Here is a 22,767-nt window from a genome sequence, read left to right as displayed (position 1 = left end):
CTGTTACGGTCGATTTTCAGATGACTGCAACAGCCGTTACAATCAAATTTCTCGGGGCTACCCCCCGCGTTCCTCGAAACCTTCGGCATTACCTTCGTCCACCTTGTGACGCAGATATTGCTTAAGCCGGTTGATATCGTCGCTCTGCCAGTTTTCTGCGCCGGTGATGTCACGCCAGGCTTCCAGATAATGCTCCGGGGCATAGACATGTCCATGCCCCATGGGCGCGCTGTCGGCAAATGCCATGTCGACCACCAGTTGCAGCGCGGTCACGATCGGATACCAGCGTAAATCGGCTGATACATCGGGACCGCGCGGCTCTTTCATCCAGTCCGGCTCGCGATAGAACATGCTGCTGTTGAAGAACACGATGGCATCGCTGGCATATTGCAGATAGATCGTGCGCATCACGCCCCATTCGTTGCCATTGCCGGGCGCTTCGCCATTCTGGTTCATGAAGCGCACGAAGGCGCCGTCGCGCACCACCGGCAGCCATTCCGGCGTATCGGGATTGCGGCTGCGCGTCAGCGAACGCCACAGCGCGCTGGGGAAGGGCGGGCCGCTCCACAGGGCGCCGTTCAGGGGCGCATCCAGTATTTCAAACAGCGATACCGAGCTTTGCGAATTGAAAGCGCCGAGGCTCAGACCATGCAGATAAATCTTCGGTCGTTTGTCGGCAGGCAGGCTTTTCCAGTAATCATAGACCGTTTCGAACAGCGCGCGCGCCGACTCCGCGCCATATTCCGGCTGAAACAGCAGCGATAGCGGGCTGTTCAGATAGGAATATTGCACGGCGATGCTGGCCACGTCGCCGTCGCGCAGATATTCCAGCCCGATCATGGCGGAGGGATCGACCCAGCCCGTACCGGTCGGCACGATGATCACCAGCGCAGAGCGGTCAAAGCCGCCCTGCCGCTTGAGTTCCTCCAGCGCCTGTCTGGCCCTTTCCTCTGGCGTACGACTGACATTGAGCCCGGCATAAACGCGGATCGGGTCCATGGCCGCGCGCCCGGTAAAGGCGGAAATCTCGGCGGCGGTGGGCGCTGAGGCGATATATTCACGTCCGGCACGGCCAAGATCCTCCCAGCGGATCAGCGAGGCGGCGCTGCCTGTCTTGCCGGGGGAGGAGGGTTGCACTCGGTCCGGCTCCATCAGGGCGTCATAGCGCTTGAAGGACGCATCGAGCGATTTGAACGCCGTATTGATCAGCACGCCGTTGGCGACGGTCCAGATCAGAAAAGCCGTCACCGAGGCCGCAATGACGTTTGCAACGCGCCTTGGCATGATGCGGCGCATCTTCGACGAGATATAGCGCCCAATGCGAATGAGAATGCGGGCAATGACCAGCAGCACCAGAAAGACAGCGATGGCAATCGCGGTCAGGGTTGCGGGATAGGCGGAGGGCACCGGCGGCATGTCCATCGCGGTGCGGATCGAATTTTGCCAGCCAGCGGATGAGCGAAGGGCGATCAGCGCCACGGCGAGGCAGACAATGCCGACGCCGATTTTCAGGATGGCGCGTTTGCGGCCCTTGATCTCCGGCAGTTCGAGATAGCGCCACAGCGCGCCGAAAAGCACGCCGATGCCATAGCCGATGGCGAAGACCAGCCCACACAGCGCGCCCTGAATGACATAGGTTCGGGGAATGAGGCTCGGCGTCAGCGCCGCTGCAAAGAACAATGTGCCGAACGCCAGTCCCGTGGCGCTGAAGGAACTGGTGGCGCGAAAGAGGGCGAGGACTAAGGCGCGCATCGACACTTGCTCCAACGGAATTGCTTAGTCTTTGGATATAGTTCGCACAGGACGGAGTAAAGGCCGTTAGCAGGATTGCCGGTCGCACGGCAATCTCCGCGAGACAAATCAACTGAGCAGGATTACCAATTGCAGGGGGCTGCTTTGCGGCGGTCCTTCGTTCTTCATGGTCAGGGTGTCCGCGATTATGTCCAGGCTTTTCAGAAGCTAAAGGTCGCGGGGACGTGACGCTGCGCGCTTGCTAACGCCCCGACCGCCAAGGATCATGAAGTGGACCGCCACGCGGTGGTCCACTGTTCTTTATGGCCGGGGGGCCTGTCGCGTATAAAACAGGTTCACCGAACCAAAGGCTGCGGGGGCCATCACACAGTTGGCTTTTCCACTCCCCGGTCACCAAGGATCACGCGCAGGCTCAGCGCTTGCTTCCTGCGCAAAACTGCTGCTGAATATTACTTCATTCTAAAACAGAGATATCGTATGGTTGCTGTGGTTAGCCAGCCATCGATTTCGCTTGTTTAACAGTGCGTTGCGATCATCCGGCACAAGCCTGTCGCGTGACAGATTTTGCGTGTGACAAGCTGTCAAAAATCCTCTACGCCTAAGGGTGGACCGCTACGCGGCGGTCTGGGGTGTCGCAACCTCTACTGATTGGCTGGTGTCGCCAAAAGATGCCGAACCTTCGTTCTTTATGATCGGGGTGCCTGTTGCTATGTACAGGTTCACCCGAGCTAAAGGCGCAGGGCCGTATCAGTACGGTTGCGAACACCCCGATCACCAGAGATCGAAGGGCACAACGCGGGGGCGTACCGCGAGAGTGCACCGGGGTGGAGGCCGATCGTGACGAAAATGCTCAGTTTCTATGCAATCACCGATGACAAGATGACGGAATGGGATGACGTGTTCTTTGTGGACTTGGCAGACGCCGAAGCTGCAATACAGAGGACACTGAAAGAAGTCGAAGAACAGCTCGTCTTCTGGCCCCGTCCTATACGATGTCCTACGGTGCTTTACCTTGAGCGGGTCAGCGTTCCGTTCACCGAGGAAACGCTGTTTGCCTTGCTGAATGACAAGGGGCCGCCCAGCGTTTTTGCAGAGCGGGAAGTCCTCAACATGTATTACACGAACGGAGAAACTTGGCTGGGGTCGGGCTTCTGTTCGTAAATTGAATCAGCAGGAGCGCCAGTCGGTCCTGCTGTTTTCCTGCCAGCCGCATTTGTGCAGCAGCGGCGTGTCGTCGGTGAAGCTCGGCCAGCCGACGCACAGATAAAGGCTGAAACGCCAGTTTGCCGGCACGGCGAAAAGCCTTTCCATGGCCAGCGGATCGAGTATCGACACCATGCCGACACCAAGGCCCAGCGACCGGGCGGCGAGGTTGAGGTTTTGCACGGCCATCGCCGTGCTTTGCTCCAGCGTGGAAGCCATCGACTGTCGCCCGAGGCCGTGCCCTTCCGCCGGATCCGTTTCCGTGAAAATGGCGAGCTGCAACGGGGCGATGGCAAGCCCCTCCAGTTTCAGGTCACGATAGGCCTCGGCGCGTGCGCCGTCGTAAATCTGTGCTGCTTTGCGGTTGGCCTGCCTGAAGGCATCGTGGACCGCCTGCCGCTTCTCAAGGCTTTCTACGGCGAAGACGCGCCAGGGCCGCGCATTGCCGACAGAGGGTGCATAATCCATCGCCTGCCGCAGCGTTTGAACCATCGCTCCGTCTATCGGATCGCTGCGAAAATGACGAACATCCCGCCGCCATTTCAGAAGCTCGAAAAAGGTGTCGCGATCAGCGTCGGTGAATTGCATATCTGTCTTCCTGAAGCTCAGGCCGGGGTTTGGACGCTTGGGAATGCGACGGGCCCAGAAAGCAAAAAAGCCCGCTTGCGCGGGCTTTTTGGGATGCTTCTGGACCTTGGTAGTGGTCCGAAGACTTGGAAATGGTGCCCAGAAGAGGACTCGAACCTCCACGCCCTTGCGAGCGCCAGCACCTGAAGCTGGTGCGTCTACCAATTCCGCCATCTGGGCGACGAGGACCCATCTAAGGGGTCGGCTTGCCTCTGTCAATCGCGTTTTCGAAATAATGTCAGCTTTTTTTCAAGCTGTCCGTTTTCCATGTTGAAAACGCTATCGGGCGCGGTGTCGCGCCCGATAAATTTGCCGCCAACTGCATGTCAGGCTTCCAGAATTTCCTTCGAGGCCACAGTCGAATCAGCATTGAGCCGGTAAATGATCGGCACGCCGGTATTCAGTTCCTGCTTGAGAATCTGTTCCGGGGTCAGTCCGTCGAGCGCCATGATGAGCGCGCGCAGCGAATTGCCGTGCGCGGCGACCAGAACGCTTTCACCGCGCAGCACATGCGGCTGGATCTGATGCAGATAATAAGGCCAGACGCGCGCGCCCGTATCCTTCAGGCTTTCGCCGCCCGGAGGAGGCACGTCATAGGAACGGCGCCAGACATGAACCTGCTCTTCGCCCCACTTGGCGCGGGCATCGTCCTTGTTGAGACCGGACAGATCGCCATAGTCGCGCTCGTTCAGCGCCTGATCGCGGATCGTTTCAAGGCCGGACTGGCCCAGCTCATCCAGAATGTGCTGGCAGGTGGTCTGCGCGCGGGTCAGCACTGACGTATAGGCGATATCGAATTTGAGACCTGCGGCCTTGAGGCGCTGGCCAGCGGCCTTGGCTTCGGCATGGCCCTGTTCGGTCAGGCCCGGATCGCGCCAGCCGGTGAAAAGATTCTTCAGGTTCCATTCGCTTTGGCCATGGCGAACCAGGACGAGAGTACGAGACATAGGCAAGGCTCCGTTGGTGGGTAAATCAAAGCGCATCCCGAAAAGTGTGAAACGGTTTTCGGAAAAGATGCGCGTTCAAACAAAATAGTAGAGCGCCGATCTGATGCAATCAGATCGAAACGCGCTCTAGTCACTCAGCCCGAGCACGTCGAGCATGGAATAGAGGCCGGGCTTTTTGCCATAAGCCCAGAGTGCGGCCTTGACGGCGCCGCGTGCAAAGATGGTGCGGTCTTCGGCATGGTGCGACAGCACAATGCGTTCGCCGGGGCCAGCGAGAATCACCGAATGGTCGCCGATCACCGAGCCGCCGCGCAGCGTGGCGAAGCCGATGGTGCCTTCCGTGCGCGGGCCGGTATAGCCGTCACGCGCCCGCACGCTGTTGTCTTCAAGGCTGATGCCGCGGCCTTCGGCGGCCGCTTGGCCAAGAAGCAGGGCAGTGCCGCTTGGTGCATCCACCTTGTGCTTGTGGTGCATTTCGAGAACTTCGATGTCGAAATCTTCCGGTCCCAGCGCCTTTGCGGCCTTCTGCACCATGACGGAAAGCAGATTGACGCCAAGGCTCATATTGCCCGACTTGACGATGGTTGCATGGCGGGCGGCGGCGCGGAATTTCTCGTCGTCTTCTGCCGAGCATCCCGTGGTGCCGATGACATGGACGATGCGGGCCTGTGCCGCGAGCCCGGCAAAGGCCACGCTCGCGGCAGGGCTGGTGAAGTCGAGTACCCCTTGCGCCTGGGCAAAGACCGGCAGCGGATCGTCGGTAATCTTCACGCCAAGCGCGCCGACACCGGCCACTTCACCGGCATCCTTGCCGATCAGCGGCGAGCCGGGGCGCTCGATAGCGCCCGCAAGCTTTGCGCCGTCTATCGACTGGATCGTCCGGATAAGGGTTTGGCCCATGCGGCCACCGGCGCCGACGACGACGAGGCCCATTTCGCTGTTTCGGCTATCCGGTTCACCGGTCATTTTGTCCTCCTGTGCCCGCAGGCACATCATCCGCAGTCAGTTCTTCGATTGTCGGTTCGGTCATACTGTCGGCGCTGCCGCTCTGCAATTGATAGAAGCGGGCATAGACGCCGTTCGGTATGGCGATCAGCTGTTCATGACGGCCTTCTTCCACCACGCGCCCCGCTTCCATGACCACGATACGGTCGGCATTGACGACCGTGGACAGGCGATGGGCGATGACGATGGTGGTGCGGCCCTTCATGATCGTTTCCAGCGCCTGCTGGACGCGCTTTTCCGATTCGTTGTCGAGTGCGGATGTTGCTTCATCGAGCAGCAGCACCGGCGCCTTGCGCACGATGGCGCGCGCAATCGAAATGCGCTGCCGCTGGCCGCCGGAAAGCGTTGCGCCGTTTTCGCCAATCGGTGTGTCGTAGCCCTGCGGCTGTTGCAGGATGAAATCATGCGCATGGGCAAGCTTGGCCGCCTTGACGATTTCATCATCGGTCGCATCCGGGCGTCCATAGCGGATATTGTCGGCAATGGTGCCTTCGAACAGATAGGGCTGTTGCGAGACATAGGCCACGGCGTGGCGCAGCGAGCGCTTGGTGACCTTGGAAATATCCTGCCCGTCGAACAGGATCGTTCCCTTGTCGAGATCGTAGAACCGCTGCACGAGATTGATGAGCGTTGACTTGCCCGCACCCGATGCGCCGATGATCGCCGTGGTTTGCCCTGCCTTGGCGGTGAAGCTGACACCATGCAGAACCGGCGCAAGCTCGCTATAGGAGAAATGCAGGTTTTCGAACTGGATTTCGCCGGGGCCGGGGTTCAGCGGCACCGCATCGGCGGCATCGCGCTGGTGCGGCTTGATATCCAGCACTTCATAGATCATGCGGGCATTGACCAGCGCCTTTTCCAGCCCGACCTGAAGGCGGGCAAGACGGCGGGCCGGGTCATAGGCCAGCAACATGGCGGTGATGAAGGCAAAGGTTGCGCCGGGCGGCTGTTGTTCGAGGATGGCGCGATAGCCGCTATAGGCCAGAACGCCGGATACGGCGATACCAGCCAGTATTTCGGAAATCGGTGTGGTGCGTTCGGACACCTTGGCGATCTTGTTGCTGCGTCCTTCCGACAGGTCGATCAGATTGCCGATCTTCGCGCGCAGCTGATCTTCCATCGTGAAAGCCTTCACGACGGCAATGCCCTGCACGGATTCCTGCATGGCGCCGAGAAGATGCGAATTGAGGTGCACCAGATCGCGCGTCACCGAGCGGATGCGGCGCGAAATATAGGCGACCGCCAGAATGAGCGGTGGGCCGATCAGGAAGATCGCAACCGACAGCATCGGGTCCATATAGAACATCATCGCGATCAGGCCGATCAGCGAGATGAAATCGCGCGCAATCGACGAAATCGTCATGTTCAGAAGGTCGCGGATGCCGGACACATTCTGGTTGATCTGCGCCGCCAGATGGCCGGAGCGGGTGTCGTTATAGAAGTCGAGACCGAGCTTCATCAGATGGTCGAAGATGCGCTTTTGATAGCGCGCGACCAGATTATTGCCGATCTTGGCAAGCTCGACGGCCTGCACATAGCCAGACAGACCGCGCAGGATGAAGATCGCCAGAAGCGTGCCACAGATGACCCAGATCAGCGGCAGGTTCTGCTCATAGAAGATCTTGTCGATCATCGGCTTCATCATATAGGCAAGCGCGGCGTTCGATCCGCCGACGATCAAAGATGCGATGATGGCGATGATATAGTTTTTCTTATATTCACCGATGTTTTCCGACATCATGCGCCGGATTACGCGGGTCGCTTCGCCCGTGTCGATTTTCTTCTTTTTCTTTTTGAATAGGCTCACGTGCAAAAGCGCTTCATTCCTGAGCTCGGTATGTCCGAGACTGCCGTTGAAAATGCGTTGGTATTAAAACCAAAAACGCGGCGGTGAAAAGGCCGAAAGCCAATTCCCCGACGCGTTTCTATAGCTTTAAGTCGCGTAATTATCCATCCCTGCTATCTGATCCAAAAGTCGCCATGGCGGTCTGCAAATGGCAATTTCTGCGCTTACCTAGGCTCACGTACCTAAAAGTACGCTCCGCTCCGGTTCTCGAAATCACCATTTTCGCCACGGCCTGCCGCTTTTTGATTCAGACACCCTGATCCTCTTGCTGGCAGAACTTAGCCGATGCGCCAGCGCCGCCCGTCCGTCGAGACTTCGAAGCGCGATGGTGCGCAGGCGAAAGCCGACAAGCCGCTCAGCGCCGCCAGCGGATAGGTGATCACGCGGACCGGAATGTCGTGCATGATAGCCTGATGCGGCGCCTTGTCTTCAAAGGCCGCGCGGAAACCGCCAGCCCGCAAGGCTGGAATAATGCGCTGCGGAATGCCGCCCGACAGGTAAACGCCGCCATGCGCCATGAAGACAAGCGCCATGTCGCCCGCCACACGGCCAAGATAGGTCGCAAACAGGTCGAGCGTTTCGCTGGCTTGCGCATTGCTACCATCGAGACCGGCAGAGGTGATGTCGGCGGGCGTTTCCAGCGTCGGTGTCACACCGTCGGCGGTGCAGATTGCCACATAGAGATTGTGCAGGCCGCGTCCGCTCAAAATCTGCTCGGCGGAAACGCGCCCGTCGATCTGCTCAATATGCGGGAAAATCTGATAGTCGCGTTCGCTGCGCGGGCCGACATCGACATGGCCGCCTTCACCCGGAACCGGCACCCAGGCCTTGCGGGTGCGCACCAGACCGGCCACACCGAGGCCAGTGCCCGGTCCGAGTACGACGCGGGTTGCAACCACCTCGTCGGGCTTGCCGCCGATCTGTTCCATATGGTGACCTTCGAGCGACACCACGGCCAGCGCCTGCGCCTCGAAATCGTTGAGCACGGTCACATCCTTGAAGCCGAGATTGGCGATCAGCTTCTTCGGGCGCACAACCCAATCGCAATTGGTGAGGTCGATTTCATCGCCTTCGACGGGCCCGGCAATGGCCAGAATGACCGAGCGCGGCTGCAGCGACGTCTGGTCGAGAATAGCCGTCTGAATGGCTTCATCGATGGTCGCATAATCCGCCGTCTGAAGAACCGGAAATTCCTTCGGGTCGGAGTTAGCATCGACAAGGATCGCAAAGCGGGCATTGGTGCCGCCGATATCGCCGACAAGGACTGGAAACTGAAAACTCTGTTCGGCGTCGATCATGGCCTGCATTCTCTCTCCCTGTCGTTTCTTGTGGCCCTTGGGAGCTTACCAAAGGCTGTTATTTCTTCGCTCGTATCAGTCCAAAGCCTTGATCAGCTTTTCCGCCGTGGCCGGGTTCAACGCCATCGGAATGTCGTAGACGCTGCCAAGCCGCGTCAGCGCCTTGACATCCACATCATGCGGAAGCGGCGACAGCGGGTCGATGAAGAAGATCAGCACTTCAACGGTGCCTTCGGCTATCATCGCGCCGATCTGCTGATCGCCGCCGAGCGGGCCGCTTTTGACGCGCTGGATCGTCAGCGAAGGGCAGGCTTCAAGGATCAGCCCGCCGGTCGTGCCCGTGGCGACGATATCGAAACGCGACAGCGCCTTTTCATGCGCGCGCGCAAAGGCGACCATGTCGTCTTTCTTCAAATCGTGGGCGATCAATGCGATGCGCAGGCGCTCTGTCATGAAGTTGATAACCTTGTCATCTGGCTCTAAATCGTTTTAAACCTATAGCTGAGCCATAGGTCGGTGAAAAGAGGGCTTAGAGAAAATGCCCCGCCGTCAAGCGTCGGGGCATGATAGTTGTTTACTGCACCCCATAGGTCACTTCGGCGACCGAATTGGGAGCCGGACCATCCAGCACAGCGGCACATGCCTTTGGAAGATCGGATACCATGACGGGGCGGGGCTTCTTCGGCGGTTCCTTCGATGGCTTGGCTGGCTTCCACGGCTCATCTGTAAACCACCATGCAAGTGACTTGTCGCAACCGTCGCCAGCGGCCACCTTGGGCTGCGACTTGCATTGCGGCGAGCCGGGCTGGCAGGTCAGGCGCACATGGAAATGGTAGAAGTGCCCCCAATAGGGGCGAACCTTGCCAAGCCAGCTTCGGTCGCCGGTCACCGTATCGCAAAGCTGCTTCTTGATGCCGGGATGCACGAAGATGCGTTCGACTTCCGGATAGCTCGCGGCATGTTTGATCAGCGCCGTGCGGGCAGGGGTCCATTTCTTTTGATCGACGTAAAGCGAATCCCCTTTCAGCATCGACACAGCGGAAACGCTTTCGCGTTCCGCATCGGTGAAGCGCTTCTTAGGCATCGGCGTCAGCCAGATATCGGCGTCGAGGCCGACCTGATGCGAGGCATGACCCGTCAGCATCGGGCCGCCGCGCGGCTGCGAAATATCGCCGACAAGCAGTCCCGGCCAGCCATCCTTGGCAGCATCGCGGGAGAGTTTTTCCAGAAGACCGATCATACGCGGATGGCCCCAGCGGCGATTGCGTGACAGGCGCATCACCTGCCAGTTCGGGCCGTCTGTCGGCAGCGCGACAGCGCCCGCAAGGCAGCCCTTGGCATAAAAGCCGATCGATTGTGGCGATTGCGCCAGCACGGGCAGCTTTTCCGCACCGAATGCCTGCTTGGCGGGCCTATCATCCGCCATGGCCACGGGCACGAAATCGGGCGCGATCATCGCCGCCAACGAGGCGACGAGGACAAATTTCTTCAGTTTGTTTGCGATCATGGGGCAATTCCATGGTTTGCCAAAGGGTGCTGCGATTGCGAATCAAACAGCGAAACTGCGGGCATTATGCTGTGTGAAATGCTGGCCAGCAATGCCGGTCGGCGGTTTGTGACAACCGACCGGCTTTTCGATCAGCTCCGTTGCAACCTTGCAAGCATGGTCAGGACCACAAGGGGCATGACGGTGCAGAACGCGATCAGCGGCCATGCCGTGTCGCCGGGCAGCAAAATGACGAGGACCGTTCCCGCCAGACTGACCATCAGGCTCTGTATGCAGAAGTAAAGCGCGACAGCCATGCCCGCACTGTCGTCAAAGGCCGCCAAAGCGCCGTTTGCTGTCATGGATGCTGTCAAAACAATGCCGATGGCCGCCAGCCACATCGGCGCTATCAGGCTGGCGAAGGATGGCTGCAGCAGCTGTTCCGTGAGGAGCAAAGCCAGCGCGCTGGCAAGGAGCACGACCATGCCCAGCGCCACGCTTTTGCGCACACCCCATTTCCGCGTGTGACGCGACAGGAGGCGCGTGGCGGCAATCATGACAAGGGCAACGCTTGCAAATGCCAGGCTGAATTCCGTTTCTCCGTAGCCGCCTCTTTCGATCAGAATGCGCGGCGCGGTGGAGAAGAAAACGAAGAAGGTGCCCATCGCGGTGCCGAAACCCAGCGTGTAGGTCCAGAACGGGAAATCCTTCAATATTTTCAAGGTATTTGTATTGTTCGCGCCAGTGCATTCAGGGCGCGTTTCGGGCCAGTGGCGGTAGGCCCGTCCTGTTGCGATAAGGCCAAGTAGACCGAGTGTCGTGAAGATCGCGCGCCAGCCGAAACCGCTGGCGATCAGTGCACCAGCGATTGGGCCAATCGCCGGAACGAAGGACAGCATGGCACTGAAAAGGCCGTAGATCGTCGCGCCTTCCGGGCGGTTGGCATAGACGTCGCGCACCGTGGCAAAAGTTGCGACAAGTGCTGCCGACGCGCCGACAGACTGGGTGAACCGCAAGGCGACGAAAAGCGTGGCGCTATCGGTCGCTGCCAGCGCGAAGGAAGAAAGCGCAAAGACGACCCCGCCGCCAAGCAGCACCGGCTTGCGCCCGATGCGGTCCGACAATGGGCCGAAGATGAGTTGCCCGACGCACAGCATCACCATGTAGAGACTGAGTGTCAGTTGCACCATGGAAGGCGTCGTTTGCAGAATTGCGGGTATGGAGGGCACCACCGGCAGGTAGATATCCATGGCCAGCGAGGCAAGAATGTCGAAGGGAGCCATCAGCGCAAGCGCGAATGGCAAGGTGAAGCTCCAGGATGGAGTTTTCTGAGGATCAAATGGCATGACAAAGCATCCGCTCGAAGACAATCGGGCGGCAATCTGCCTGCAATGGAAGAAATTGGTCCGGGACAGATGCCGCAACAGGTTGGAAAAGCTGTTGCGGCTTATTTATCTGCTGACTTGCTGTTACCCATCGTTCTTGTCCCGGTTTGAAATTTGTATCAGCGCTTTTACCCGAAGGTGCGCGCGCATGCAATCAGCGCCAGTTTTCGTCGCGCCACATGGCCGAAAAGGCGGTTCTGTAGTCGGGATAAGCGAAGGAATAGCCCAGCGCTTCAATACGCTTATTGGAGACGCGCTTGTTCTCACCATAGAAGGAGCGCGCCATCGGTGTCAGTTCTGCTTCTTCGAACGCCACTTCCGGCGGCGGCGTGACGCCCATCAGCTCCGCTGCATAGGCAACGACATCCTGCGGCGGCGATGGCTCATTGTCGGTAATGTTGAAAATACCGCCCGTATCGGTGCCCGCGAGAAAGCGCAAAGCGCCCGCAATGTCTTCCACATGGATGCGGTTGAAAACCTGATCCTGCTTGACGAGACGTCGCGCCGTGCCGCGCTCCAGATTGACGAAAGCATTGCGACCGGGACCGTAAATGCCCGACAGCCGCAGAATAGCCAGCGGCGTTCCATGCCGCTCGCTCAATTCTGTCCAGGCCTGCTCCGCCTCGACGCGTTCTAGGCTGCGGCGCGAAACCGGCTTGCAGGGTGTGGTTTCATCCACCCAAGCGCCCTTGTGATCGCCATAAACGCCGACGGTGGAGAGATAGCCGATCCAGCGAATCGTATTGTCTGGGCGGCGCAGCGCTTCTTCGACCCATGCGAGCGTCGGGTCGCCCGCTTCGCCGGGCGCAACCGAGACCACCACATGGGTTGCCTTGGCAAGCCGTTCCAGAAGGTCGGGCGAGGGCGTTTCACCATCGAACAAGACCGGCGCAATGCCGGATTTCTCAAGGATCGGGAATTTCTGTTCATGACGGGTGGTTCCGTCGATGCGCTCTATTTCTCCCGTCATCCGCTTGGCAAAGGCTTGCGCCGAATATCCGGCCCCGAACAGGAAAATGCGCATATCAGACTGTCTCCGTATTCCACTCTTCCTGCACCGTAGCATCCTCCTCCGTGGAGGCCAGACGTTTTTGCAAGGCATCGACATGGCCCGGCTCGGCCAGTTGCTTCAAGGCCCAGACTGCCGCCCCGCGTACGACAGGTGCGGCATCGCCAAGCAGCGCTTCGATCTGTGGCAAAAGCGTTGTATCGCCGGAATTGCCCGCCGCGATCAGCACATTGCGGATGAAGCGGTCGCGCCCGATCCGCTTGACCGGCGAGCCGGAAAAAAGCGCGCGAAACGCCGGATCGTCGAGCGCCAGCAGGTCGCTGAGACGGGGCGCTTTCAGATCGTCGCGCGCCTTCAGCTTCATTTCGCTGGTTGCCTGCGCAAATTTGTTCCACGGGCAGACCGAAAGGCAGTCGTCGCAACCATAGATGCGGTTGCCCATCACCTTGCGGAACTCCGCCGGAATAGGCCCCTTGTTCTCGATGGTGAGATAGGAAATGCAGCGGCCTGCATTGATGCGATAGGGTGCTGGAAAGGCCCTGGTCGGGCAGGCGTCGAGACAAGCGCGGCAGGAGCCGCAATGATCCCGGTCTGGCTCATCTGGCGGGATTTCCGCCGTGGTGAAGATCGAGCCGAGAAACAGCCATGACCCCAGTTCGCGGCTGACCAGATTGGTGTGCTTGCCCTGCCAGCCAAGGCCTGCGGCTTCCGCCAGCGGCTTTTCCATGACGGGCGCAGTATCGACGAAGACTTTGACGTCCTGCCCGGCCCGCGCGGCGAAGCGGCTTGCCACATGCTTCAGCTTGCCCTTGATGATGTCGTGATAATCGCGGTTCTGCGCATAGACCGATATGGCCGCACGATCTTTCTGGTCGAGGATAGCCAGCGGGTCGGTGTCCGGCCCGTAATTCATGGCCAGCATCATGATGGAACGGACTTCGGGCCACAGCACGCCGGGATTGGCGCGGCGCTCTTCGGTCTCTTCCATCCAGAGCATATCCGCGTGATGGCCGTCGGCAATATATTGCCGCAGGCGTTCAGGCGCCTGCGGGATAGCAGCGGGCGTGGTGAAGGCGACGGCGTCGAACCCCACGGCTTTGGCTTCTTCGATGAGGAAGCGCTTCAGTTTTTCTGTTTTCGAATTAGAAGTCGAGATCGCCATAATGGGCCACCGGGGCAAGCCCGCGCACGCGATCAGACAGAAGCGGGCGGAAAGCGGGACGCGACTTCATGCGCGCATACCAGTCGCGCGCCGCGCGCGTTTCGCCCCATTCGATTTCGCCGAGATAATCCAGCACGGAAACTGCCGCTGCCGCCGCCATATCGGCATAGCTTGGATGCGCGCCTGCCAGCCAGTCGCGGGTTGCGGCCAGCCAGTCGATATATTTCATATGCTGGCGGATATTGGTGCGGGCTGCGCGGATCGCGGTCGAATCCGGTGCGCTGCCGCCCATTTCAGCCGCCATCTGCAATTTATAAACGCGCTCGCGGGTGATGTGGCGCGTGACTTCGTTTTCGAATTTCAGCAGGAACCAGTCTACCAGACGGCGCACTTCGGCGCGCTCCATCGGGCTTTCCGGCAGAAGGCGACGGTTGCGCTTCAATGCGCCGCGTGTCTCATCGAGATATTCGGCAATCACCGTTGCGCCCACGACCGGCAGGTCGTTTTCCGCCAGCAGCACCGGTAAAGTGGCGGCAGGGTTCAGCGCCAGGAATTCCTTGCGGCGCGACCACGGCCTTTCCTCGATCAGTTCCGCTTCCACGCCATATTCGCCGAGGATAAGCCGCACATAACGCGAGCCTGAAGACATGGGATGATGAAACAGCGTAAGCATGATCGACGCGGTACTCTCGACTGACACAGCTTGAATTGAACGTCCGGAGATTGGCATGGCGTTTGCGCATGCAGCAGGCTATTTCTGCTGCCAAGCGATTCGGCGCCGCCTCAACGGAATATAAAGTCTATAAGACCTATGTTTGCGGGAGACAAGCAATCGCTGGACGTGCTCGTTTTCACCTCAACACCCGCAATCGCGGGCCAGTTCAGATGCCTCCATTGTGCTCATCATTCTAAGGTACTGACTTCATGGATATTTTTAATCTGCTGGAAGCCGCGTTTCTCGGTCTGATCGAAGGTTTGACCGAATTTATCCCGGTTTCCTCCACGGGGCATTTGTTGCTGGTCGGGCATTTTCTGGGCTTTGAATCCACAGGAAAGACGTTCGAGGTGCTGATCCAGCTCGGCGCTATTCTAGCCATTCTGACCGTTTATTCGGCGAAATTGCTCAAGCTTCTGGCGGATTTTCCGCGGGACGCGCGCACGCGGCGTTTTGTTTTCGGTATCCTGATCGCCTTCCTGCCCGCCGCTGTCATTGGCGCGCTGGCGCATGGCTTCATCAAAAGTGTGCTTTTCGAAACGCCGATGCTGGTCTGCATCATGCTGATCCTCGGCGGTCTGATCCTTCTCTGGGTAGATCAGCTCAATTTGCGCCCGCGCTATCATGATGTGATGGATTATCCGCTGCCGATGTGTCTCGCCATCGGTTTTATCCAGTGCCTCGCCATGATCCCCGGCGTATCGCGTTCGGGTTCCACGATTGTCGGCTCGCTGCTGCTCGGCGCCGACAAGCGCTCGGCTGCTGAATTCTCGTTCTTCCTCGCCATGCCCACCATGGCCGGTGCCTTCGCCTATGATCTTTACAAGAGCCGCGACATGCTCACGGTCAATGATGGCGCGTTGATCGGCGTCGGCTTTGTGATGGCCTTCATTTCGGGCGTGTTCGTCGTGCGCTACCTGCTCGATTATGTCTCGCGTCACGGTTTCAAGCTCTTCGCCTGGTGGCGTCTGATTGTCGGTTCGGCGGGGCTAGCTGCCCTTCTGATCTGGGGGTAAAACACAGACAGGGCGCAGAATTCTGCGCCCCGTTTTTGTCCGGTTAGGAGCCCGCATTAGGATTCGGTGCAGGGGTGGTGATATAGCATTTTTCAAATTCCCAGAATCCTTCGCCCCAATGATCGATCACGCATTTAAAGTGGCAGTAAGGGGCTAGAGGAGTACGCAGCATACAAGCTGAGCTTGCCTGAATTCCGGAAATAAGCACGCCGAAAGACAGCATAGAAACGGTAACAAATTTATTCATATAAAATATACTTTCAAAAATAAATTAACTTACATCCTCATATTGAATCGAAAATTCCATTCTGAAAATCGCAATATTTTGCAGAAATAATTTATATAAAGACCGAGTTGTTGCGAAACTCGCATAAAAAAAGCCGCCGGTATTTATACGGCGGCATTTTTTCATGAATGATTTTGGTCGGACTGGTTAGCCGACTTCTCTCACGCAAAACCGGTCTTGGTATACTGACCGGCCACGCGATAGCGCCAGAGATAGGCGGGCAGAATGGCGTCGACGCCTTCCGGGGTAATGCCCATGCCCTGCAATGTACGACCTTCCTTGATGGCGGCTTGCGAAACCACATTGTCGGATTTCAACAGCCGTATCTGATCCTTGGTGATCGGCGGATTCGGCAGCACGCTGAGAACGGTCGCCTGAAGACCGGCGGCCCACCATGGCAGCGAAATGAGAACGCGTTTGCGGTCGATGACGCGCAGCATGTCCTTCATCCAGTTCTTGAACGGTTGCACATCCGGGCCGCCGAGTTCGTAGATGCCGCCCGGCATCAGCTTGCCATCGACAGCACGCGCAACGGCTTCCGCCACATCGCCGACATAGACCGGCTGGAGCTTCGTTTCACCACCACCTATGACCGGCAGGAAGGGCGAGAAGCGCGCCATATTGGCGAAGCGGTTGAAGAAGCGGTCTTCGTGACCGAAAATGATCGAGGGACGCAGGATAACGCTTTCCGGCAGCACGGAAAGCACGGCGTTTTCGCCTTCAGCCTTGGTGCGCGCATAGTCCGAAGCCGAGTTTACATCGGCAGCGAGCGACGAAATGTGGGTCATCGGAATACCGGCGGCCTTGGCGGCTTCGGCGATGTTCTTCGCGCCCAGCACCTGAACCGTGTTGAAACGCTGGCGACCGCCTTCCGCCAGAATGCCGACGAGGTTCACGACATGGTCGGAACCCTTGACGACCAGATCGACCGAAGCGCGATGGCGGACATTGGCCTGCGCCATCTGGATCTGCCCGACATTGCCGAGCGGCGCCATGTAATAAGCCACTTCGGGCTTGCGCACGGCAACGCGCACACGATAGCCACGCTTGGTGAGACTTGCTACGACCGCGCGTCCGACAAAGCCGGAGCCGCCGAAAACGGTGACCAGTTTCGGCCTGTTGTGGACTTCGTTCGGTTCGGTCTTCATCCTAAACTCCTGCATGAAAGCCAGTTGCGCCGCTTGTGAGCAGCAGCCGCAATGTGTCTGTATTGCCGGTGATTTATCGCCTTTTTGCCACAAGGCAAAGGGGACTTGTTGTCACGATCATGATAGCAGGGCTTTTTCCCGCAATTAAAGCGCAATAGAGCTTTGAGATTCCGCTGCTTGCTGTTAAATCGCGCGCATGAGCACACCACTTGACCATATTCGCAATTTTTCGATCGTCGCCCATATCGATCATGGCAAATCGACGCTGGCCGACCGCCTCATTCAGTTGACGGGCGGTCTGGATACGCGCGAGATGAAGGATCAGGTTCTCGACTCGATGGATATCGAGCGCGAGCGCGGCATCACCATCAAGGCGCAGACCGTTCGTCTCAGCTATAAGGCGAAGAACGGCGAAGATTATGTGCTGAACCTGATCGACACCCCCGGACATGTCGACTTCGCCTATGAAGTCTCGCGTTCGCTGGCGGCATGCGAGGGTTCGCTTCTGGTGGTCGACGCTTCCCAGGGCGTGGAAGCGCAGACACTGGCCAATGTCTACCAGGCCATCGACAACAACCATGAAATCGTGGTCGTGCTAAACAAGATCGATCTGCCCGCTGCCGAGCCTGAGCGCGTCAAGGAGCAGATCGAGGAAGTCATCGGCATCGATGCGTCGCAGGCCGTGCATATTTCCGCCAAGACCGGCCTCGGCATCGAAGATGTGCTGGAAGCCATTGTCACCCAGCTTCCAGCGCCGAACGAAGGCGATCGCAATGCGCCGCTCAAGGCGATGCTGGTCGACAGCTGGTACGATTCCTATCTCGGCGTCATCGTTCTGGTGCGCGTCATCGACGGCGTGCTGAAAAAGGGCCAGACCATCCGCATGATGGGCACGGGCGCGAAATATCCGGTGGAACGCACCGGTGTCTTCACGCCGAAAATGGTGCAGATGGACGAACTTGGCCCCGGCGAGCTTGGCTTCATCACCGCTTCCATCAAGGAAGTGGCCGATACGCGCGTCGGCGATACGATCACCGAGGATCGCCGCCCGACCGAGAAAATGCTGCCCGGCTTCAAGCCTGCGCAGCCGGTGGTGTTCTGCGGCCTGTTCCCGGTCGATGCGGCGGATTTCGAAGATCTGCGCGGCGCCATGGGCAAGCTGCGCCTCAACGATGCTTCGTTCTCGTTCGAAATGGAAACCTCTGCAGCGCTCGGTTTCGGCTTCCGTTGCGGTTTCCTCGGCCTGTTGCATCTCGAAATCATTCAGGAACGTCTTGAGCGCGAGTTCAATCTCGACCTCATCACGACCGCGCCTTCGGTTGTCTATCGGCTGAACATGATCGACGGGTCGCAGAAGGAATTGCACAACCCCGCCGACATGCCGGATGTGGTGAAAATTTCGGCCATCGAAGAGCCGTGGATCAAGGCAACCATCATGACACCGGATGATTATCTCGGCGCGATCATGAAGCTCTGTCAGGAACGCCGCGGCATTCAGGTGGACCTCACCTATGTCGGCCCGCGCGCCATGATCACCTACGAACTGCCGCTCAATGAAGTGGTGTTCGATTTCTACGACCGCTTGAAGTCGATCTCGAAGGGTTATGCTTCGTTCGACTATAATCTCTCGGAATATCGCGAGGGCGATCTGGTCAAGATGTCGATCCTCGTCAACGAAGAGCCGGTCGATGCGCTGTCGATGCTGGTGCACCGTTCGGCTGCGGAAAAGCGTGGCCGCGCGCTTTGCGAGAAGCTGAAAGAGCTGATCCCGCAGCACATGTTCAAGATTCCGATCCAGGCTGCGATTGGCGGCCGCATCGTGGCGCGTGAGACCATCTCGGCGCTGCGCAAGGACGTGACGGCCAAGTGCTACGGCGGCGACGTGACGCGTAAGCGCAAACTTCTGGAAAAGCAGAAGGAAGGCAAGAAGCGCATGCGCCAGTTCGGCAAGGTCGAAATCCCGCAGGAGGCCTTCATTCAGGCGCTCAAGATGGGCGATGATTGATTTTTTCCCTATCACAAACAGGGACGAGTTTGCTGAATGTTGTTTTAGATTGGGCGCTTCTGGCGCCTTTTCTTTTGAGCTGTGATGATGCCAATCTCGTCCTCATCCTGAGGAGCCTCCTGAACTTGTGAAGGAGGCGTCTCGAAGGACGAGGGCGACAGCGCTCCCCCTCAGCCCTTCGAGACGGTTCCCTTCGCTTCGCTCAGGGTACCTCCTCAGGATGAGGGGGGAGGGAGCGTGACATAGCTTCATCTTCGCTTTGACAGTTCCGGCAAGCCCTCATAATCCAGCGCAATTAATGCTTCTTTCTTTGCCCGTGACCAACCTTTGATCTGTTGTTCGCGTGCAATGGCGTCCAAGATCCGGTCATAGGTTTCCGTGAAAACAAGCTCGACGGGCCTCCGCTTCTTTGTGTACCCGTCATAAATACCCTCATTATGCTCCCATAACCGAGCTTCGATGTGCTGCTTGGTGAGCCCGGTATAATAAGATCCATCCGCGCAACGCAGAATGTAGATTGTTACTTCCATGACTTGCCCCCGCGCGTCTTGGGAAGCTAAATGTTGCTGCAAATTTGACTGTCGAACAAGCCACAGCGACCGGCTACAGGATCGCTCGCGCTCGGAAAGTTGAAATCAATGTCTGTAAATCCCCGCGTCTCCATCACCTACTGCACCCAATGCAATTGGCTGTTGCGCGCTGCTTGGATGGCGCAGGAGCTGTTGCAGACTTTCGGGCAGGATCTGGCGGAAGTCGCATTGCGTCCGGGCACTGGCGGGGTTTTTGAAATCCGGGTGCTGATGCCCGATGGCAACGAGGAACTCATCTGGGAACGCAAGCGCGATGGTGGCTTTCCGCAAGCCAAGGTTCTGAAACAGCGCGTGCGCGATCTCGTCTGGCCGGAACGCGATCTCGGTCATTCAGATCGGCCAGTTAATTCGTGAGGGGATTTTTACCCGATCCTTCGATGAACTCAGGATGAGGTGTCGCTTTGCTCCGCACCTCAGGATGAGGGCGGCGGCGGCACCTCTATTGTAAGCTTCCCTCGTCCTTCGAGACGGTGCTTCGCACCTCCTCAGGATGAGGGAAAACACGGTCAGTCCTCATCCACCACGCGCAGGCGCATTTGGGTGGGCGCGCTTTCCGCTGGTCTCGCTTGGGGCCGTGGCGTTTCCTCGGCTGGCTTTTCGCCGAATTCCAGCGCTTCGATCTTCGCGCCGCGCCGGGTAACCTTGTTGGACGACACCAGAATATCGTCAATATCCTTGTTGGCCTGCACAAAGTGGGTTTGCAACTTGCGCACACGCTCGTCCAAACGGCCAACATCTTCCATCAGGCGGATCACTTCGCCCTGAATGACATGCGCCTGTTCGCGCATGCGGGCGTCTTTCAGGATGGCCTGAATAACCTGAATGGACAGCATCAGCAGCGATGGCGAGACGATCACGATCCGCGCCCGGTGCGCACGCTGGATAAGCGCTTCGAAATGCTCGTGAATATCGGCAAAGATCGACTCTGACGGCACAAACAGAAACGCCGTGTCCTGCGTTTCGCCGGTAATCAGATATTTGTCGGAAACATCCTTGATATGGATTTCCATGTCACGGCGGAACTGCGCGACGGCAGCTTTGCGGGCGTCCGGATGTTCCGTTTCGCGCATGGCGTTCCATGCTTCGAGCGGGAATTTGGCGTCGATCACCAGCGACGGCGCTTTATTGGGCATGCGCACGAGGCAATCGGGGCGGGTGCCGTTGGACAGCGTCGCCTGAAATTCATAAGCGCCTTGCGGCAGGCCGTCAGCGATGATCGCTTCCATGCGTGACTGGCCGAATGCGCCGCGCGTTTGCTTGTTGGCGAGGATTGCCTGCAATTGCACCACTTGTCCGGCGAGCGACTGGATGTTGTTCTGCGCCGTGTCGATCACGGCCAGACGCTCCTGCAACTTGGCAAGATTTTCATGGGTCGAGCGCGTCTGCTCGGTCATGGTCTGGCCGATGCGATGCGTCATGCCATCGAGCCTTTCGCGGATCGACTGGTTCAATTCCGCCTGCCGCGAGCCGAAAACCTCCGCCATGGTCTGCATGCGGCCCTGCATCTCAGCCTGTGCTTTGAGAATCTCCGCCATGCGATATTCGGCATCGCGGGCGCGGTCTTCGGCCTGCGCTTCGGCAACGGCGCGCAGGCGTGCAGAGCGCGACGCCGTGATCAGGAAAATGACGAGGCAAAGCACGAGCACCACGATGCCAGCCAGAAGAATATCTCCCAGCGTGAGCGATGTGGCACCAAGCTGCAAAAGCGGCTCATTCAGGAGGTTCTGGTTTTCCATGCGACAAGCTTAGCTGATTCGTACTGCCTTGAAGAGATCAAAACGAGAACATTTTGCAAAGCACAATTGACGATTCTGTCTCAAGCGATTACGTGAAGCGCATGTCAGTAAAACCGCTTGTCATCCTTCCCGATCCTGTGTTGCGCCTGGTTTCCAAGCCAGTGGAGCGCTTTGACGATCAGCTGCGCAAATTTGCCGGCGATATGTTCGACACCATGTATGACGCGCCGGGCATCGGCCTTGCCGCCATTCAGGTGGGCGAGCCGATCCGTATGCTCGTCATCGACCTTGCCAAGGAAGGCGAGGAAAAAGCGCCGCATGTCTTCATCAATCCCGAGATTGTCGGTGTGACGGATGAAGTCAGCACCTATGAAGAAGGCTGCCTGTCCATTCCGGATTATTATGCGGAAGTGGAACGGCCAGCCGCCATTCAGGTCAAATATTTCGATGCCGATGGCAAGCCACATGCGATGGAAGCCGATGGGCTGATGGCCACCTGCCTGCAGCACGAGATCGATCATCTCAATGGCGTGCTTTTCATTGATCATATTTCAAAGCTGAAGCGCGATATGGTCATCAAAAAATTCAAGAAGCTCGCCAGCCAGCGGGCGTCGAAGAAGGTTCTTTAATGCGTATCGTCTTCATGGGCACGCCGGATTTTTCCGTGCCGATCCTGACCGCTATTATCGGGCAGAGCTATGATGTGGTCGCGGTCTATTCGCAGCCACCGCGTCCGGCAGGGCGCAGAGGGCTGGAGCTGACCAAGTCGCCTGTCCATGAAAAGGCCGAGCAGTTCGGCATTCCCGTCTTCACGCCGAAGAGCCTCAAGGGCGCGGAAGAACAGGACGTCTTTGCGAGCCTTGAAGCCGATGTCGCCATCGTTGTGGCCTATGGGCTGTTGCTGCCGAAGGCCATTCTCGATGCGCCGCGGCTCGGCTGCTATAACGGCCATGCCTCGCTTCTGCCGCGCTGGCGCGGTGCAGCGCCCATCCAGCGGGCCATCATGTCGGGCGATAGCGAAACCGGCATGATGATCATGAAGATGGACGAGGGGCTCGATACGGGCCCGGTCGCCATGGCCGAAAAGGTGGCGATCACGCCGGATATGACGGCGGGCGAATTGCATGATCGCCTGAGCATGATCGGCGCCGATCTGATGGTGCGGGCGCTGGGCGCGCTTGAACGCGAAAGTCTGGCGCTACAGCCACAGGCCGAAGAGGGCGTCACCTATGCCGCCAAGATCGACAAGGCAGAAGCGCGCATTGACTGGTCGAAGTCGGCGCAGGATGTTCACAATGCCATTCGCGGCCTTGCACCTTTTCCCGGTGCGTGGTGCGAGATGGAAATCAACGGTGCTGTCGAGCGGGTCAAACTTCAGCGTTCGACGCTGGCCGAAGGTTCCGGTGCGCCGGGTACGGTGCTGGACGACCGGCTGACAATTGCCTGTGGCGAGGGCGCGGTGCGGCTCGTCACTTTGCAGCGCTCGGGCGGCAAGTCTTTGCCTGCGCAGGAATTCCTGCGCGGCGCGACGGTTACGAAGGTTTTGTAGGC

21 protein-coding genes and 1 tRNA gene are annotated in these 22,767 nt (G+C 58.5%); 6 read left to right on the top strand and 16 right to left on the bottom strand.

Features of this window, described 5'->3' with window-relative positions:
* Positions 1–57 precede the first annotated feature (57 nt).
* The gene (locus HWD97_RS15460; protein ID WP_371835202.1) at positions 58–1,752 is read right to left on the bottom strand and encodes an alpha/beta hydrolase; all 1,695 of its coding nucleotides are present in this window, start codon (positions 1,750–1,752) and stop codon (positions 58–60) included.
* 837 nt (positions 1,753–2,589) lie between these two features.
* On the opposite strand from HWD97_RS15460, the gene HWD97_RS15455 reads away from it, so the two are divergent.
* Positions 2,590–2,913, top strand: a complete 324-nt coding sequence (locus tag HWD97_RS15455; protein WP_371835201.1) for a hypothetical protein — start codon at positions 2,590–2,592, stop codon at positions 2,911–2,913.
* A 6-nt stretch (positions 2,914–2,919) separates the two neighbouring features.
* On the opposite strand, the gene bluB is transcribed toward HWD97_RS15455, so the two are convergent.
* The 12 genes from bluB to HWD97_RS15395 form a co-directional block, all read right to left on the bottom strand.
* Positions 2,920–3,543 (bottom strand): 5,6-dimethylbenzimidazole synthase, encoded by a 624-nt coding sequence (gene bluB, locus HWD97_RS15450; protein ID WP_371835200.1) that lies wholly within the window; start codon positions 3,541–3,543, stop codon positions 2,920–2,922.
* Positions 3,544–3,675: 132 nt separating this feature from the next.
* Positions 3,676–3,762: transfer RNA gene (locus HWD97_RS15445), tRNA-Leu, on the bottom strand.
* 146 nt (positions 3,763–3,908) lie between these two features.
* A complete protein-coding gene (locus HWD97_RS15440) occupies positions 3,909–4,529 on the bottom strand; it encodes a 2,3-bisphosphoglycerate-dependent phosphoglycerate mutase (RefSeq protein WP_171319625.1) in 621 nt (206 codons plus the stop codon).
* Between the two features lie 126 nt (positions 4,530–4,655).
* Positions 4,656–5,495: a 4-hydroxy-tetrahydrodipicolinate reductase gene (gene dapB / locus HWD97_RS15435; protein WP_371835199.1), complete on the bottom strand. Its 840-nt coding sequence runs from the start codon at positions 5,493–5,495 to the stop codon at positions 4,656–4,658.
* A complete protein-coding gene (locus HWD97_RS15430) occupies positions 5,485–7,341 on the bottom strand; it encodes an ABC transporter ATP-binding protein (protein ID WP_371835198.1) in 1,857 nt (618 codons plus the stop codon). The genes dapB and HWD97_RS15430 overlap by 11 nt, the downstream gene beginning before the upstream one ends.
* A gap of 317 nt (positions 7,342–7,658) precedes the next feature.
* Positions 7,659–8,687, bottom strand: coding sequence for a glucokinase (locus HWD97_RS15425; RefSeq protein ID WP_371835197.1), 1,029 nt, complete (start codon positions 8,685–8,687; stop codon positions 7,659–7,661).
* Between the two features lie 66 nt (positions 8,688–8,753).
* Positions 8,754–9,131 carry a methylglyoxal synthase gene (locus HWD97_RS15420; protein ID WP_109369659.1) on the bottom strand — a complete coding sequence of 126 codons (378 nt, stop codon included), beginning with the start codon at positions 9,129–9,131 and terminating at the stop codon, positions 8,754–8,756.
* Between the two features lie 121 nt (positions 9,132–9,252).
* On the bottom strand, positions 9,253–10,185 hold the full coding sequence (gene mepA, locus HWD97_RS15415; RefSeq protein WP_339440726.1) for a penicillin-insensitive murein endopeptidase: 933 nt from the start codon (positions 10,183–10,185) through the stop codon (positions 9,253–9,255).
* Between the two features lie 131 nt (positions 10,186–10,316).
* Positions 10,317–11,510, bottom strand: a complete 1,194-nt coding sequence (gene cml, locus HWD97_RS15410; RefSeq protein WP_371835196.1) for a CmlA/FloR family chloramphenicol efflux MFS transporter — start codon at positions 11,508–11,510, stop codon at positions 10,317–10,319.
* A gap of 193 nt (positions 11,511–11,703) precedes the next feature.
* The gene (locus HWD97_RS15405; protein WP_140026151.1) at positions 11,704–12,573 is read right to left on the bottom strand and encodes an SDR family oxidoreductase; all 870 of its coding nucleotides are present in this window, start codon (positions 12,571–12,573) and stop codon (positions 11,704–11,706) included.
* Between the two features lies 1 nt (position 12,574).
* Positions 12,575–13,720 carry a tRNA epoxyqueuosine(34) reductase QueG gene (queG, locus tag HWD97_RS15400; RefSeq protein ID WP_371835195.1) on the bottom strand — a complete coding sequence of 382 codons (1,146 nt, stop codon included), beginning with the start codon at positions 13,718–13,720 and terminating at the stop codon, positions 12,575–12,577.
* The gene (locus tag HWD97_RS15395; protein WP_140026149.1) at positions 13,701–14,393 is read right to left on the bottom strand and encodes a glutathione S-transferase family protein; all 693 of its coding nucleotides are present in this window, start codon (positions 14,391–14,393) and stop codon (positions 13,701–13,703) included. Before HWD97_RS15395 ends, queG begins: the two co-directional genes overlap by 20 nt.
* 251 nt (positions 14,394–14,644) lie before the next feature.
* Here HWD97_RS15395 and HWD97_RS15390 point away from each other — a divergent pair, with 251 nt between their 5' ends.
* Positions 14,645–15,451, top strand: coding sequence for an undecaprenyl-diphosphate phosphatase (locus HWD97_RS15390; RefSeq protein ID WP_109369654.1), 807 nt, complete (start codon positions 14,645–14,647; stop codon positions 15,449–15,451).
* A gap of 447 nt (positions 15,452–15,898) precedes the next feature.
* Here the strand turns inward: HWD97_RS15390 and HWD97_RS15385 are convergent, their stop codons facing one another.
* Positions 15,899–16,885: a complex I NDUFA9 subunit family protein gene (locus HWD97_RS15385; RefSeq protein WP_371835194.1), complete on the bottom strand. Its 987-nt coding sequence runs from the start codon at positions 16,883–16,885 to the stop codon at positions 15,899–15,901.
* Between the two features lie 196 nt (positions 16,886–17,081).
* Here HWD97_RS15385 and lepA point away from each other — a divergent pair, with 196 nt between their 5' ends.
* Positions 17,082–18,890, top strand: a complete 1,809-nt coding sequence (lepA, locus tag HWD97_RS15380) for a translation elongation factor 4 (RefSeq protein ID WP_371835193.1) — start codon at positions 17,082–17,084, stop codon at positions 18,888–18,890.
* Positions 18,891–19,138: 248 nt separating this feature from the next.
* Here the strand turns inward: lepA and HWD97_RS15375 are convergent, their stop codons facing one another.
* Positions 19,139–19,420, bottom strand: coding sequence for a GIY-YIG nuclease family protein (locus HWD97_RS15375; protein WP_371835192.1), 282 nt, complete (start codon positions 19,418–19,420; stop codon positions 19,139–19,141).
* Between the two features lie 108 nt (positions 19,421–19,528).
* Between HWD97_RS15375 and HWD97_RS15370 the strand changes: the two genes are divergently transcribed.
* The gene (locus HWD97_RS15370) at positions 19,529–19,834 is read left to right on the top strand and encodes a SelT/SelW/SelH family protein (RefSeq protein ID WP_371835191.1); all 306 of its coding nucleotides are present in this window, start codon (positions 19,529–19,531) and stop codon (positions 19,832–19,834) included.
* Between the two features lie 152 nt (positions 19,835–19,986).
* On the opposite strand, the gene HWD97_RS15365 is transcribed toward HWD97_RS15370, so the two are convergent.
* Positions 19,987–21,216: a DNA recombination protein RmuC gene (locus HWD97_RS15365; protein WP_371835190.1), complete on the bottom strand. Its 1,230-nt coding sequence runs from the start codon at positions 21,214–21,216 to the stop codon at positions 19,987–19,989.
* Positions 21,217–21,317: 101 nt separating this feature from the next.
* Here HWD97_RS15365 and def point away from each other — a divergent pair, with 101 nt between their 5' ends.
* Both def and fmt read left to right on the top strand, forming a co-directional pair.
* Positions 21,318–21,845, top strand: a complete 528-nt coding sequence (def, locus tag HWD97_RS15360) for a peptide deformylase (protein ID WP_371835189.1) — start codon at positions 21,318–21,320, stop codon at positions 21,843–21,845.
* Positions 21,845–22,765, top strand: coding sequence for a methionyl-tRNA formyltransferase (gene fmt / locus HWD97_RS15355; protein WP_371835188.1), 921 nt, complete (start codon positions 21,845–21,847; stop codon positions 22,763–22,765). The genes def and fmt overlap by 1 nt, the downstream gene beginning before the upstream one ends.
* Positions 22,766–22,767: the final 2 nt, after the last annotated feature.

This window comes from Ochrobactrum sp. C6C9, from assembly GCF_022627935.1.
GTDB classification, from domain to species: domain Bacteria; phylum Pseudomonadota; class Alphaproteobacteria; order Rhizobiales; family Rhizobiaceae; genus Brucella; species Brucella teleogrylli.
This window is presented reverse-complemented; position numbering and strand designations above follow the sequence as displayed.

Bases quoted from the DNA above. Each gene is read 5' to 3' on its own strand.
- HWD97_RS15460 (WP_371835202.1), bottom strand. From the start codon at position 1,752: ATGCGCGCCTTAGTCCTCGCCCTCTTTCGCGCCACCAGTTCCTTCAGC.
- HWD97_RS15405 (WP_140026151.1), bottom strand. From the start codon at position 12,573: ATGCGCATTTTCCTGTTCGGGGCCGGATATTCGGCGCAAGCCTTTGCC.
- HWD97_RS15390 (WP_109369654.1), top strand. From the start codon at position 14,645: ATGGATATTTTTAATCTGCTGGAAGCCGCGTTTCTCGGTCTGATCGAA.
- def (WP_371835189.1), top strand. From the start codon at position 21,318: ATGTCAGTAAAACCGCTTGTCATCCTTCCCGATCCTGTGTTGCGCCTG.
- HWD97_RS15395 (WP_140026149.1), bottom strand. From the start codon at position 14,393: ATGCTTACGCTGTTTCATCATCCCATGTCTTCAGGCTCGCGTTATGTG.
- HWD97_RS15420 (WP_109369659.1), bottom strand. From the start codon at position 9,131: ATGACAGAGCGCCTGCGCATCGCATTGATCGCCCACGATTTGAAGAAA.
- queG (WP_371835195.1), bottom strand. From the start codon at position 13,720: ATGGCGATCTCGACTTCTAATTCGAAAACAGAAAAACTGAAGCGCTTC.
- cml (WP_371835196.1), bottom strand. From the start codon at position 11,510: ATGCCATTTGATCCTCAGAAAACTCCATCCTGGAGCTTCACCTTGCCA.
- dapB (WP_371835199.1), bottom strand. From the start codon at position 5,495: ATGACCGGTGAACCGGATAGCCGAAACAGCGAAATGGGCCTCGTCGTC.
- HWD97_RS15365 (WP_371835190.1), bottom strand. From the start codon at position 21,216: ATGGAAAACCAGAACCTCCTGAATGAGCCGCTTTTGCAGCTTGGTGCC.
- lepA (WP_371835193.1), top strand. From the start codon at position 17,082: ATGAGCACACCACTTGACCATATTCGCAATTTTTCGATCGTCGCCCAT.
- fmt (WP_371835188.1), top strand. From the start codon at position 21,845: ATGCGTATCGTCTTCATGGGCACGCCGGATTTTTCCGTGCCGATCCTG.
- HWD97_RS15375 (WP_371835192.1), bottom strand. From the start codon at position 19,420: ATGGAAGTAACAATCTACATTCTGCGTTGCGCGGATGGATCTTATTAT.
- HWD97_RS15440 (WP_171319625.1), bottom strand. From the start codon at position 4,529: ATGTCTCGTACTCTCGTCCTGGTTCGCCATGGCCAAAGCGAATGGAAC.
- bluB (WP_371835200.1), bottom strand. From the start codon at position 3,543: ATGCAATTCACCGACGCTGATCGCGACACCTTTTTCGAGCTTCTGAAA.
- HWD97_RS15385 (WP_371835194.1), bottom strand. From the start codon at position 16,885: ATGAAGACCGAACCGAACGAAGTCCACAACAGGCCGAAACTGGTCACC.
- HWD97_RS15425 (WP_371835197.1), bottom strand. From the start codon at position 8,687: ATGCAGGCCATGATCGACGCCGAACAGAGTTTTCAGTTTCCAGTCCTT.
- mepA (WP_339440726.1), bottom strand. From the start codon at position 10,185: ATGATCGCAAACAAACTGAAGAAATTTGTCCTCGTCGCCTCGTTGGCG.
- HWD97_RS15370 (WP_371835191.1), top strand. From the start codon at position 19,529: ATGTCTGTAAATCCCCGCGTCTCCATCACCTACTGCACCCAATGCAAT.